Source organism: Buchnera aphidicola (Thelaxes californica) (assembly GCF_005080825.1).
GTDB classification, from domain to species: domain Bacteria; phylum Pseudomonadota; class Gammaproteobacteria; order Enterobacterales; family Enterobacteriaceae; genus Buchnera_I; species Buchnera_I aphidicola_V.
This window is the reverse complement of sequence record NZ_CP034852.1, coordinates 470061-482118: the sequence shown is the minus strand read 5'-3', so window position 1 is coordinate 482118 and position 12058 is coordinate 470061. Positions and strand designations below refer to the sequence as shown.

The following is a 12058-nucleotide window of genomic DNA, read 5'->3' as shown; positions in this document are numbered from 1 at the left end:
ATAAAAAAATTTTTATATGAAAAATATAATTGTTCCTAAATATACTGATTCTGGTATGTTTATAAAAGAAATTAGAAGTTTTGTTATTAGAAAAAAAAAAATTAAAAATTTAAATATTGTTAAATTTAATCAATATTGGAATCTTTATGGAATTGATTTTACTACAAATAAATATTTAAAAAATATTTTTTTTAAAAAAAATAATCCAATTATATTAGAAATTGGATTTGGAAATGGTATTGATTTAATTAAAGAATCTATAATGCATGAAAATATTAATTATTTAGGAATTGAAGTATATTTTTCTGGTTTATTTAGTTGTTTAAAAAACATTTTTCAAAAAAAAATTCAAAATTTAAAAGTTATTTATCATGATGCTAAAGAAGTATTAGAGTATATGGTTGTTAAAAGAACTTTAAATAAAGTACGAATTTTTTTTCCTGATCCATGGAATAAAAAAAAACATCGAAAAAGACGTTTAATTAATAAAAGTTTTTTATTATTACTTTATATTAAATTAGTGGATAAAGGAAAAATACATATTCTTACAGATAGTGAAAATTATATACAAGAAATAATTAATAATATTATATTAATTAATAAAGTGAATTGTATATTTTTTTTTAAATTAAAAAAATTATTTTTTTCTAAAAATATAGAAACTACATTTTTAAAAAAATGTGTTTCTAAGAAAAACAGTTTTTTTAGTTTAAAAATATTTAAAATATAATTTTTCATTTTTATACTACAAAAATTTCTAATAATGAATTTAAAAATTGATATCCTTTTTTTGTAATTTCCCAATATTTATAATCATTTTTTATATAGCCTTCTTGTATACATTTTTTAATTTGATTATTAATCTCTTGTTGTTTTAATCCTGTTTTTTTATATAAATCTTTTTTATTAATTTTTTTTTTTAATCTACATATGTTCATAAAAAATTCTAATGCTATATCTTTATGTGATATTTGATATTTTTTTTTTAAAAAATTATATTTAATATAATCATGAATATTTTTAAATTTTACTGTTCTTATAATTTTTTTATTTTTTTGTGTTATTTTTCCGTGAGCTCCACATCCTATACCTATATAATCACCAAATTTCCAATAATTTAAATTATGTTTACATTGATATCCTGCTTTACAATATGAAGAAATTTCATATTGTATATAACCATATTTTTCTAATATTTTGTTTCCTTGTTTAATAATTTTTTCTGTTTCTAAATCTTTTGTTAAATTTAGTTTTTGATAGAAAAATAATGTATTAGGTTCAATAGTTAGTTGATACCATGAAATATGATTAGGATTATATGAAATAGCTTTATTTAAATCTTCTATTGCTTCAAAATATGATTGATTATGAAGACTATGCATAATATCGATATTAAAGTTAATATTTTTTTGATTTGATTTCATATTATGTATGACATTCTTTATATCTTGTTCTGTATATAATCTTCCTAAATTTTTTAAATGAACATTATTAAAAGTTTGTACACCTAAAGAAATGCGATTAATGCCAATTTTGTTATATTCTATAATTTTTTTATATTCAATATTAGTTGGATTAGCTTCTATAGTAATTTCAGTTGATTTTGATAAGTGCACTTTTTTTTTAATTTTTTGTATTAAATAATGAATTGATTCAATATTAAATAAACTTGGAGTACCTCCTCCTATAAATATATTTTGAATTTTTCTATGATTAATAAGATGTAAATCTTGTTCTAAATCTTGTATTAAAAAATTTATATATTCTATTTCATCTATTTTTGTTTTAGTAGTATAAGAATTAAAATCACAATAAGGACATTTTTTAATGCACCAAGGAATATGAATGTATAAGCTAATTGGAATCATATAAATTACAAACTCATTTTTTTTTAAATAGAATATAATTTTTTAAAAATATTTTTATTTAAATTAGTATTTTTATTTTTATTATGTTTAATAATAAAAAATTAATTTTCAAATAATCCCTTTCCAATTCTTAACAATGTACTTCCTGATGCAATGGAAGCCTCCATATCTTGAGTTGTTCCTAAAGACAAAGTATTTATGGACGGAAAGTTTTTTTTCAGTTTATTAAAAATTAAATTGATTTTTTTATATATAACAATTTGATCTTTTATGTTGTTTCTAATGTAAGGAAATACCATAATACCTCTTAATTTTATTTTTTTAAATTTTGTAAGACAATGAGCTATATTAAATATGTTTTTTATTAATATTCCATTTTTGTTAACTTCTGCATCCATATTAATTTGTATTAATATATTTAATGGTTTTTCTAAATTTGAACGATATTTATTTAGTAAATAAGCATGTCGTTCTGTTGTTACAGAATGGCACCATGAAAATTTTTTTGAAATAATATGTATTTTATTACTTTGAATTTTACCAATAAAATGCCACTGTATATTTAATGAAATATTATGTATTTTTTTTATTGCTTCTTGTATATAATTTTCTCCAAAACATGTTTGTCCTAAATAAAAAGCTTTTTCTATCTCTTGTATATTTCTGTTTTTAGAAACTGCTAATATTTTAATATTTTGAATATTTCTATTGTATTTTTGAGTATATTTTATAATTTTTTTTTTGATTTTAATTATATTTTTTTCAATTATATTCATATTTTATTAACTGGATATAGTAATATTTGTTTTAAATGTATAAATTTGTTTGATAAAACCAACTTTCTAGTATTAAAACAGCGCATAATGAATCAACATTATTTTTTTTTAGTTTTTTAAAACCTCCTTCTTGAAATAAATTACATTTAATTGATGTTGTAGTAAATCGTTCATCATGTAAATAAATAGGAATATGAAATTTTTTTTTCATAATTATAGAGAACATTTGTGTTTTTTTGGTAATTTTTTGTATTTCACCTTGATTATCTAAAGGTAATCCAATGACTATACATTTTGGTTTCCATTGTATTAATATTTTTTGAATAAATTCCCAATTGGGAAAACCTTGTATAGCTGGAATGGAAGGTAATATTCTAGCAGTTTTTGTAATATTTTGTCCTACTGCTACACCAATTTTTTTAGTTCCAAAATCAAAAGCAATAACAAGACTCATTAATATATTTTTCCATTTGATATAAAAAATCTAAATTTCATTATTTTTTATTTTTAACTGATTTATTTTTTTTTCAATACAATCTACGATAATTTTAGGTATTGAAATATGGTATTCTTTTTGAATTTCTTGTATGCATGTCGGGCTAGTTATATTAATTTCAGTAAGATATTTTCCAATAATATCTATTCCAACGAATAATAAACCATTTTTTTTTAATATTGGAGATATTTTTTTTATAATTTTTTGATCATGTTCATTTAATTTTTCTATTTTTCCTTTTCCTCCTCTTGCGAGATTGCCTCTAATTTCATTATTTTTTGGTATTCTAGCTAAGCAAATAGGAATTGGTATACCATCAATTACTAATATTCTTTTGTCTCCATCTTTGATTTCTGGTATAAATTTTTGAATCATACAACTTTTACTTTCATTGTGTGTCATGTTTTCTAATATTGCTATTGTATTTACATCTTTTTCACAAATTTTAAATACTGACGCACCTCCCATTTCATTTAATGGTTTGATAATAATATTTTTATGTTCTTGTAGAAAATTTAAAATATTTTTTATTTTTTTTGTAATCATTGTTTCTGGAATAAGATTTTTAAAATTACAAGTAAAGATTTTTTCATTACAATTACGTAAACTACTAGGTTTATTAAAAATAAATACACCTTTTTTTTCTGCAAATTCTAGCAAATAAGTTGCATATATAAATTCTAAATTTATCGGTGGATCTTTTCTCATGAAGATTACATTTAAATCGGATAATTTAATTTCTTTTTTTTCTATAAATTTAAACCATTTGTTTTTGTTATTATATACATGTAAAATTTTTGATTCAGAATATGTTTCTCCTTTTTTCCAGTATAAATCTTTTATTTCCATATAAAAAATTATATATTTTCTTTTTTGCATTTCCAATAATATTGGAAAAGTGGAATCTTTTTTTATATTAATAGACTGAATAGGATCCATGATTACGCCGATTTTTATATGCATATTATTTTTTTTTATTTAAGTAATGGAAAGATATTTTTATGGCATTTTTTTTTGAAAAATAAATGTTTTATTTTTCAAAAAAAAATATTTTAATTGTTTTGAAATATTTTTATTGATTAAAGTATGAATTGTATATATTTTTTGAAAAAATATTATTTTTGTATTTTTATGAATAATGAGGTTCTGCATAATTGTCAAATCTTGACCATGTTCCATTAAAAGTTAGTTTAATTGTTCCTATTGGACCATTTCTTTGTTTACCGATAATAATTTCTGCTATTCCTTTTACTTCTGTATTTTCATTATAAACTTCATCTCGATAAATAAACATAATCAGATCAGCATCTTGTTCTAAAGATCCAGATTCTCTTAAATCAGAATTTAAAGGTCTTTTATCTGATCTTTGTTCTAATGAACGATTTAATTGCGATAAAGCTACTACAGGGACTTTTAATTCCTTTGCTAAAGATTTTAAAGTACGAGATATTTCTGCAATTTCTAAAGTTCTATTTTCAGTAAAAGAAGGTGCTCTCATAAGTTGTAAATAATCAATCATAATTAAACTTAATCCATTATGCTCTCGATAAACGCGTCTCGCTCTAGATCGTACTTCACTTGGAGTTAAAGCAGAAGAATCATCTATATATACATTTTTCTTTTTTAATAAAATATTAATTGTACTAGATATTCTAGACCAATCTTCATCATTAAGTTGTCCTGTTCTAATATTTGATTGATTGACTCTAGATAATGATGCTAACATTCTTATCATAATTTGTTCTACAGGCATTTCTAAACTAAATATTAAAACAGGTTTTTCATAAGTCATTGCTGCATTTTCACATAAATTCATAGCAAAAGTGGTTTTACCCATAGAGGGTCTTGCTGCAATAATAATTAATTCAGATGGTTGAAGTCCTGATGTTTTTCTATTTAAATCGTGATATCCTGTATTTATTCCTGTTACTTCATTTATTGGAGTATCAAATAATTTTTCAATTTTAGTAATAGTATTATCTAAAATTTGAACGATATTTTTTGGTCCAGAATTTTGTTTAAATCTTTTTTCAGCAATTTTAAAAACACTAGATTCTGCAAAATCGAGTAGTTCTGCACTTTTTCTACCTTTAGGATCATATCCTGCATTTGCTATTTTATTAGCTACTAAAATCATTTCTCTTACTATCGCACGTTCTCTTACAATATCAGCGTAAGCAGATATATTTTCAGTACTAGGAGTATTTTTTGATAACTCTGCTAAATAAGAAAATCTTCCTACAAGTTCTAATTCACCTTTTTGTTCGAGAGATTCAGCTAAAGTAATAAGATCAATAGGATTACCTAATTCTAAGAGATGTTGCATTTCTTTAAATATTAACTGGTGAGGTTTGCTAAAAAAATCATCTATAACTACACGTTCTGATACAATATCCCATTGTTCATTATCTAACATTAATCCTCCCAAAATAGATTGTTCGGCTTCTATAGAATGTGGAGGTATTTTTAACTTATGTATAAGATGATTATTATATATTTTTTTAAATTTTTTTTTTTTTTCCATTTTTGATATAGAGCCAAAATTTAGATATAACATTAAAAAGATAAGATAAATACATTATATTTTGTATATATATTTGATATCTTTTTATATTTATTAGTGTAATATTATAAAAAGATAGGTAAATGTGTTGTAATAAAATATTGATAATTGATGTAAATAAACATTTTTAAAATATAAATTCATTGTATAAGATTTTAAACTTAATTCATACTGTTTGCTGTATCTAAAATTTCGTTTACTTGATGCATATTTATTTTTTTTTTGATAATAAAATTATGTAATGTTTTTTTCCAAATATTAGCATTTTTAGAAGAATAAAATACATTAAATAAAGGACGAACAATTTTTTTAATTGTATATTTTTGATTGATATAATAATGGATATATTGATTTATTATTTTTTGTATATTATTTTTTTTTTCATTATATTGGAAGATTTTTTTATCGATTTGTAATAAAATTAAAGGATTTTGATAAATTTTTCTACCTAACATAACTCCGTCTATTTTTTTTAAATGTTCTAGAGATTCTTTAATAGAATGAATACCTCCATTGATAATAATGTTTAATTGTGGAAAATCTTTTTTTAATTGATATACATATTCATATTTCAGTGGTGGAATATTTTGATTTTGTTTAGGAGAAAAATTTTTTAAAATAGCTGTTCTTGCATGAATAAAAAAAGTTTTACAATGTGTATTCTTCGAAATTAAATTAGTAAAATTTTGTAAAAATTGATATGTATTATTATTATCAATTCCGGTTCTGATTTTTATACTGATTGGATTTTGAATAACATCTTCAATTGATTTAATGGAGTCAATTACTTTTATTGGATCATTCATCAAGCAAGCTCCAAATTGTCCTTTTTGAGCTGATATGGAAGGACAACCTAAGTTTAAATTAATATTTTTATAGTTGTTTAAAATTATTATTTTACTAGATTGAGCGAGTTTTTGTGTATTAGAACCTGCAATTTGTACAACAATTTTATCATTTTTTGGATTGTTTATTTTTAATATTGGGTATGGAGAATAAATAATTTTATTAGCTGGAATCATTTCAGTAAATAGTATTGTTTTTTTAGTTAATAATCGAAAAAAATATCTACAACATTCATCAGTATAATGTAACATTGGAGCAACACAAAATCGATAATTTAAATCTTTTTTGAGAATATTAATTTTATTATTTGTTTTCATTTTTTATTTTTCATAATATTGGATTTATAGCATTGATAAAAAATTTAATTTTAATATTAAATTGGTATCATTATCTATATTAAAATAATGAAATTATTAATAATAATGTTAATATATAAAATTTTTTTATATATATTTTGCATTATATTTTTACAATTTATGTTTAATTTATATATTATACATATAAAATTAATATATTTTTAAAAAATTATTATTTTCAACATTAATCAAAATAAATATGAATATGTAAATATTACAAATTAAGGAAAAACTTATGGCTAGTAGGGGTATTAATAAAGTTCTTTTAATAGGTCATTTAGGTCAAGATCCTGAAATTAGATATATGCCAAATGGAAGCGCAGTCACAAATATTAATGTAGCTACTTCAGATGTTTGGAAAGATAAAAATACAGGAGAAATGAAAGAAAAAACAGAATGGCATCGAGTAGTATTATTTGGAAAATTAGCGGAAGTAGCAGGAGAATATTTAAAAAAAGGTTCACAAGTATATATTGAAGGATCTTTACAAACTAGAAAATGGCAAGATCAAAATGGTGTGGATCGTTATACAACTGAAGTAATAGTAAACATTGGTGGAACTATGCAAATGTTAGGTAATCGTAATACAAATACTAATCATAATGCTTCTAATGTTTATCAAAAAAGTAATAATGTTACCAATCAAAAAGTTAGAAAAGATATAGAAAAAAATATTACAAAGAATAAAAATAATTATTTTGAAAAAAATAATAGTAATGTAAATGATCATGTAGAAGATATTGATTTTGATGAAGATATTCCTTTTTAGTGTTAAAAAAATGAAAAGTTTTCTGTAAAGCCCAGGTTAGGGTTTTACAATTTATTAAAGTAATAATTCATGTAATATATATTATATTGAATGTTTATTTATTTTTTAAAATTTTTATCGTTAAATATTTTTGTTAAATTTTTTTGTAACAATTTTATTAGTTTATAAGATTTATTATGGTGTATATATTTAATATTTTTTTATATGATTTCATAATTTTTTTTATGGTATTAAAAATCATTTTTTAATTTTTTTTAATTATATTAACTTTATTTTATTTTATTTTGAAAATTTAATAAAAATAAAAATATTGTATATATCATTTTATATATATATATTATTGACAATATATTTGTACTTATATATTGGTAATTTCATAATAGATTTTTTTTTTAAAAATCAAATGTAATATTTTTTTTAATTAATATTAAATATATTTTAATGTTAATATAGTATTAAAATAGAATATTTATTCCCAAGATAATTTTTTTAATATTATGTTTTGTTTATTTAATTTTTTTAAGATTTGAAATAATAACATTATTTTATATTTAAAAAATGTATGTATTAAATATACAATAATATTTATTAATTAAAAAATAATATATTATATTTTGATTCCATTTATGTATATAAATTTATATTTTATATATAAATTAATTAGATTCTTGTACTTATTATAATAATGTCGTACTATTAATTTAAAAAAAATTCACATAAAAAATGATTTCATAATGATAACAATATCAGAAAAAGCAAAAAAATATTTTGTCAAGTTACTTTTAAATCAAAAAAAAAATACACATTTAAGAATTTTTATTATGTATCCTGGAACTGTTCATGCTGAATGTGGAATTGCATATTGTGACATAAAAGAGATAAATGATAAAGAAGATGAAATTTTTGATTATAAAAATTTTTTTTGTGTTATCAAAAAAGAAGAAACACCTTTTTTTCGGGACGCAAAAATTGATATTTCTCATTGTAATAATAATTTAGATATAAAATTAATATTAAATGCTCCTTATGCAAAAAACAAACAAACAAATTTTATAAAAAATTCTTTAGAAAAAAAAATAGAAGATTATTTAAATTGTTTTATTAATCCAGAATTAATGATGCATAAAGGAAAAATAGAATTAATAAAAATCACAAAAGAAAAATATGCTTTAGTAAAATTTAGCGGTGGATGCAATGGATGTTCTATGATAAATACTACATTAAAACAAGGAGTAGAAAAAAAAATTATTAAACAATATCCTCAAATAAAAGGTTTAATTGATGTTACACAACATGAACGAGGAGATCATTCTTATTCTTGATAATATTATATTAAACTAAATTATCAACTATTTTAAAAAAATATTTTTTATTTTTTTTTAAAATTTTTTAATGAAAAGTGATATATGAATTTTTTAATTAATGTGAATGAAATAACTTCAGAAATAAAAAAAAGGTGTACTTTTGCTATCATTTCACATCCTGACGCTGGAAAAACAACAATTACTGAAAAGTTATTATATTTAGGAGATGTTATTCGTACTGTTGGTGTAGTTAAACCGAAAAAAAATAAAAAACATACACAATCAGATTGGATGGACATTGAAAAAAAAAGAGGAATATCTGTTTCTACTTCAGTTTTAAGTTTTTCTTATAAAAATAAATTAATTAATTTATTAGATACTCCTGGACATTCTGATTTTTCTGAAGATACTTATAGAATTCTTTCTGCTGTTGATTTTTGTTTAATGGTTATTGATGCTAGTAAAGGTGTTGAATCATGTACACAAAAACTGTTACAAGTTGCTAAAAAAAAAGGTATTCCTATAATTACATTTATTAATAAAATAGATAAAGATTTTAAAAATGTATTTTTGTTATTAGATGAACTGGAAAAAGAGTTAAATATGCTTCTTAGTCCTATTACATATCCTATAGAATATGATAATAATATAATAGGATTATATCATTTTCAAAATCAAAAGGCATATTGGTATCACAATACCAAATCTTTAATTTACAAAAAAAAACAGTTTTTGTTGAATACATTTGAAAAAAATAATTTAATATTTACACAAGAAGACAATATTAAAACACAATTTTTTTGGAAAAAAAAAATTAATCATATTCAAAAAAGTTATATTAATTTTCAATACAAAGATTTTCTATTATTAGATGTTAATCCAGTTTTTTTTGGTTCTGCATTAGATAATTTTGGAATTGTTTTTTTATTAAATTTTTTAGTAAAATTTGGTCCGATTCCTCAACCAAAAATGGCTTACACGAGAAAAATTTTTCCTAATGAGTTAAAATTTTCAGGTTTTGTTTTTAAAATTCAAGCAAATATGAATTTAAAACATCGTGATAGAATTGCTTTTATTAGAGTAGTTTCAGGTAAATATTTTAAAGGAATTAAATTATTTCATGTACGTACAAAAAAAAAATTTAGCATTAATAATGCTATTTCTTTATTAGCAAATAATAGAACTGTATTAGAAACAGCATATCCTGGAGATATTATTGGTATTTATAATCATGGAAATATTCGTATTGGTGATTCTTTTACGGAAAGTGAAGATATACAATTTTCAGGAATAAATAATATTATCCCTGAAATATTTAAAAGTGTGCATTTAATAAATCCTTTACATCAAAAAAGATTACTAAAAGGAATTTTCCAACTGGAAGAAGAAGGTGCAATTCAAGTTTTTAAAAAATTAAATACTAATGAAGTGATTATTGGTGCTTTAGGTATTTTACAATTTGATGTTGTATCAGAAAGATTAAAAGTTGAATATCAAATAGAATTAATATATAAAAATGTTGAAATTCATACTATTAGATGGATTTTTTCAAAGAATAAAATTCGTTATAATGATTTTATTAATGATAATAAAGATTTTATTGGAATAGATAATGAAAAAAATGCAGTTTATTTTGTTCCTAATATAATACATTTAAATATTATATCTGAACAAAATTTAGATATTTTTTTCTTAAAAAAAAAGAAGATTTAACACATTTATAAATAATTTTTATATTTTTATTAATTATTTAAAATAGTATTTTAAAAATAATAGATATATATTGTTTATATCAAAATTAGATTAGTGATAATTACATGAAACGAGTATTTATTTTGGTATTAGATTCTCTTGGAATAGGATCTACGAAAGACGCTATTTTTTTCGATGATGTTGGATCTAATACATTGGGTCACATTGCTTCTTTTTGTTATTTTAATAGAAAAATTGGTTTAAAAAAACAAAAACTATATATTCCAAATTTACTTTCCTTAGGATTAGGTCATGCATATCAAAAATTACATCATGTTTTTCCATTGGGTTTAGAATATAATTCAAAAAATTTAATTGGAAGTTATGGTTATGCAGAAGAACAATCTTCTGGAAAAGATACAACTTCTGGTCATTGGGAAATTGCTGGTGTTCCGGTATTATTTAAATGGGATTATTTTAAAAATAAAAAAGAAAGTTTTCCAAAAAATTTATTAAAAACTATACTGCTAAAAACAGATATTAAAGGATTTTTAGGGAATTGTCATGCTTCAGGAACTGATATATTAAACGATTTTGGTATTCAACATATACAATCACTTTATCCTATTTTTTATACTTCCGGGGATTCTGTGTTTCAAGTTGCTTGTCATGAAAAAGTGTTTGGTTTAAATAAATTGTATACTTTATGTAAAATAATTCGAGATATTTTAAATAAATCACAATATATGGTTGCAAGAGTAATAGCACGTCCATTTTCTGGATTTCAGAAAAATAATTTTTTTCGTACTAATTATAGAAAAGATTTTTCTATACCACCTATACAATCTACAGTTATGAATAAGCTCATAGAGGAAAAAAAAGGTATAGTAACAGCTATAGGGAAAACTTTTGATATTTTTTCAGGTTGTGGAATTACCAACAAGATTGAAGCATATGGGTTATTAAATTTAATTAATGCAACTATTACAGAAATACATAATGCAAAAAATAATTCAATTATTTTTACTAATTTTGTTGATTTCGATTCAGTATGGGGGCATAGAAGAGATATTTTAGGATATGCTGATGGTTTAGAATATTTTGATAGACATCTTACTAGAATTTTAAAAATTTTAAAGAAAAATGATTTGTTAATTATAACAGCAGATCATGGTTGTGATCCCTCTTGGAAAGGTACAGATCATACTCGAGAACATATTCCTATATTATTATATCAAAAAAATATGAATGTTAATTTTTTAGGTTTTCGAAGAACTTTTTCAGATATTGCTCAAACTATTTCCAATTATTTTGTTTTAAGCAAAATGACTTTTGGACAATCAATGTTATAAAAAATAATAATGTATTTATATTATATTCATTTTTAC

At 21.1% G+C, this 12058-nt stretch carries 11 protein-coding genes; 5 read left to right on the top strand and 6 right to left on the bottom strand.

The genetic code is table 11. The features are described 5' to 3' along the window. Positions 1 to 16: 16 nt before the first annotated feature. Positions 17 to 730: a tRNA (guanosine(46)-N7)-methyltransferase TrmB gene (gene trmB, locus D9V80_RS02230; RefSeq protein WP_158353812.1), complete on the top strand. Its 714-nt coding sequence runs from the start codon at positions 17 to 19 to the stop codon at positions 728 to 730. 10 nt (positions 731 to 740) lie between these two features. Here trmB and hemW read toward each other — a convergent pair whose 3' ends face one another. The 6 genes from hemW to dusA all read right to left on the bottom strand — a co-directional run bounded on the left by hemW (position 741) and on the right by dusA (position 6866). Beyond that, complete coding sequence (gene hemW, locus D9V80_RS02225) at positions 741 to 1868, bottom strand: radical SAM family heme chaperone HemW (protein WP_158353809.1); 1128 nt, start codon at positions 1866 to 1868, stop codon at positions 741 to 743. Between the two features lie 101 nt (positions 1869 to 1969). Continuing rightward, positions 1970 to 2644, bottom strand: coding sequence for a YggS family pyridoxal phosphate-dependent enzyme (locus tag D9V80_RS02220; RefSeq protein WP_158353807.1), 675 nt, complete (start codon positions 2642 to 2644; stop codon positions 1970 to 1972). A gap of 31 nt (positions 2645 to 2675) precedes the next feature. Further along, positions 2676 to 3098 carry a Holliday junction resolvase RuvX gene (ruvX, locus tag D9V80_RS02215; protein WP_158353805.1) on the bottom strand — a complete coding sequence of 141 codons (423 nt, stop codon included), beginning with the start codon at positions 3096 to 3098 and terminating at the stop codon, positions 2676 to 2678. 30 nt (positions 3099 to 3128) lie between these two features. Continuing rightward, the gene (gshB, locus tag D9V80_RS02210) at positions 3129 to 4103 is read right to left on the bottom strand and encodes a glutathione synthase (protein ID WP_158353803.1); all 975 of its coding nucleotides are present in this window, start codon (positions 4101 to 4103) and stop codon (positions 3129 to 3131) included. Positions 4104 to 4269: 166 nt separating this feature from the next. Next, positions 4270 to 5664, bottom strand: coding sequence for a replicative DNA helicase (dnaB, locus tag D9V80_RS02205; protein ID WP_158353801.1), 1395 nt, complete (start codon positions 5662 to 5664; stop codon positions 4270 to 4272). A 200-nt stretch (positions 5665 to 5864) separates the two neighbouring features. Then, positions 5865 to 6866 carry a tRNA dihydrouridine(20/20a) synthase DusA gene (dusA, locus tag D9V80_RS02200; RefSeq protein ID WP_158353799.1) on the bottom strand — a complete coding sequence of 334 codons (1002 nt, stop codon included), beginning with the start codon at positions 6864 to 6866 and terminating at the stop codon, positions 5865 to 5867. 274 nt (positions 6867 to 7140) lie between these two features. Here dusA and D9V80_RS02195 point away from each other — a divergent pair, with 274 nt between their 5' ends. The 4 genes from D9V80_RS02195 (at position 7141) to D9V80_RS02180 (ending at position 12022) form a co-directional block, all read left to right on the top strand. Then, positions 7141 to 7674 carry a single-stranded DNA-binding protein gene (locus D9V80_RS02195; protein WP_158353797.1) on the top strand — a complete coding sequence of 178 codons (534 nt, stop codon included), beginning with the start codon at positions 7141 to 7143 and terminating at the stop codon, positions 7672 to 7674. Between the two features lie 734 nt (positions 7675 to 8408). After that, positions 8409 to 8996 carry a NifU family protein gene (locus tag D9V80_RS02190; RefSeq protein WP_158353794.1) on the top strand — a complete coding sequence of 196 codons (588 nt, stop codon included), beginning with the start codon at positions 8409 to 8411 and terminating at the stop codon, positions 8994 to 8996. Between the two features lie 84 nt (positions 8997 to 9080). After that, positions 9081 to 10691 carry a peptide chain release factor 3 gene (locus D9V80_RS02185; RefSeq protein WP_158353792.1) on the top strand — a complete coding sequence of 537 codons (1611 nt, stop codon included), beginning with the start codon at positions 9081 to 9083 and terminating at the stop codon, positions 10689 to 10691. A gap of 104 nt (positions 10692 to 10795) precedes the next feature. Then, positions 10796 to 12022 (top strand): phosphopentomutase, encoded by a 1227-nt coding sequence (locus D9V80_RS02180; protein WP_158353789.1) that lies wholly within the window; start codon positions 10796 to 10798, stop codon positions 12020 to 12022. The last annotated feature ends 36 nt before the right edge of the window (positions 12023 to 12058 follow it).

Coding starts and splice junctions, on each gene's coding strand:
- hemW (WP_158353809.1), bottom strand. CDS start 1,868: ATGATTCCAATTAGCTTATACATTCATATTCCTTGGTGCATTAAAAAA.
- D9V80_RS02180 (WP_158353789.1), top strand. CDS start 10,796: ATGAAACGAGTATTTATTTTGGTATTAGATTCTCTTGGAATAGGATCT.
- gshB (WP_158353803.1), bottom strand. CDS start 4,103: ATGCATATAAAAATCGGCGTAATCATGGATCCTATTCAGTCTATTAAT.
- ruvX (WP_158353805.1), bottom strand. CDS start 3,098: ATGAGTCTTGTTATTGCTTTTGATTTTGGAACTAAAAAAATTGGTGTA.
- D9V80_RS02195 (WP_158353797.1), top strand. CDS start 7,141: ATGGCTAGTAGGGGTATTAATAAAGTTCTTTTAATAGGTCATTTAGGT.
- trmB (WP_158353812.1), top strand. CDS start 17: ATGAAAAATATAATTGTTCCTAAATATACTGATTCTGGTATGTTTATA.
- D9V80_RS02185 (WP_158353792.1), top strand. CDS start 9,081: ATGAATTTTTTAATTAATGTGAATGAAATAACTTCAGAAATAAAAAAA.
- dusA (WP_158353799.1), bottom strand. CDS start 6,866: ATGAAAACAAATAATAAAATTAATATTCTCAAAAAAGATTTAAATTAT.
- D9V80_RS02190 (WP_158353794.1), top strand. CDS start 8,409: ATGATAACAATATCAGAAAAAGCAAAAAAATATTTTGTCAAGTTACTT.
- dnaB (WP_158353801.1), bottom strand. CDS start 5,664: ATGGAAAAAAAAAAAAAATTTAAAAAAATATATAATAATCATCTTATA.
- D9V80_RS02220 (WP_158353807.1), bottom strand. CDS start 2,644: ATGAATATAATTGAAAAAAATATAATTAAAATCAAAAAAAAAATTATA.